Below are 951 nucleotides of genomic sequence, written 5' to 3'. Positions count from 1 at the left end.
GTTCCTGGTCTTGTATGCGGGGGGTGTGGGTCTGCTCATGCCCTCCAGCTACCATACTGGATTCACAAGATGAATCCCTCACAGGATTTGTGCAACAGAGCCGCTCGGTGTGATAAAATGTTATTTGGAATTGGAGATAGTCGATACCACTCCTGATTTCGAAGCCAGCGTGAGCTCAGAATGTGAGTGCCTGACGGATCTGAAACAATGCCCCAAGGGCAAGATGCATGGTATCCATATAGCGATATCTTATCGAGAGTTTTCGAGGAAGCTGGAGTGGCCAGCTTGCTGAACAGGACTGCTCCTTCGCCTTCAATTGACGCAGTCTCGACGGTAATCTGTTCAGCCTCGGCCTCAATGACCTTTTGCGTAATTTGTTCAGCTGACCAACCGAACGCTGCCGCGAGCTCCTCTCCAGTTCTTGCATTAATAGTGTCGTCGAAGAGTGCCAAGGCGTGTCCTGTCGTCTGAAGTTTTCTGTTGCATGGAGATGCTCGCCGGTGACGGTAGCAGTTCCTGCGCGCCCGGGGAAGAAGTCGATGACGCGAGAACCCGTAGCCATGCTGTTAGTTCACCCGCGCGGCAGACGCTGATCTGTTGCAGGCTCGAGTAGCTGCTCCAGGGCGTGCGGCAGAGCAGCACAGTTCAGGATCAAGCGGTAGCTTAGGGCCTAGGGCCGGCCCCGCCTGTTTTGGCGGGCGGGACGGCTGCACGAACCCGAGCTCGATTGCATCTCCAAGGGCAAGACGCGGGTCCGCTACGAATTCGGCACCAAGGTCAGCCTCGCCACGATCATCGGGGAGGGCTTCGTCGTTGGCGTGCGCAGCTTTCCCGGCAACTCTCATGATGGCCACACACTGGTACCGGCGCTGGAGCAGGTCGTCATCCTGACCGACCAGGTGCTCGATCTCGCCGTAGTCGACCGCGGCTATCGCGGCTACGGTGTGAACA

General features: G+C 57.2%; 1 protein-coding gene and 1 pseudogene. One reads left to right on the top strand and one right to left on the bottom strand.

Going from position 1 to position 951, the window contains the following annotated elements; genetic code table 11:
• Positions 1 to 62 precede the first annotated feature (62 nt).
• Positions 63 to 452, bottom strand: coding sequence for a hypothetical protein (locus ACDP63_RS25010; protein ID WP_409928874.1), 390 nt, complete (start codon positions 450 to 452; stop codon positions 63 to 65).
• Positions 453 to 704: 252 nt separating this feature from the next.
• Here ACDP63_RS25010 and ACDP63_RS25005 point away from each other — a divergent pair.
• A pseudogene (locus ACDP63_RS25005) lies at positions 705 to 951 on the top strand (transposase); the annotation flags it as partial.

This window comes from Paracoccus sp. P2 (assembly GCF_046335115.1).
In the GTDB taxonomy this organism is placed as follows: Bacteria; Pseudomonadota; Alphaproteobacteria; order Rhodobacterales; family Rhodobacteraceae; genus Paracoccus; species Paracoccus pantotrophus.
This window is presented reverse-complemented; position numbering and strand designations above follow the sequence as displayed.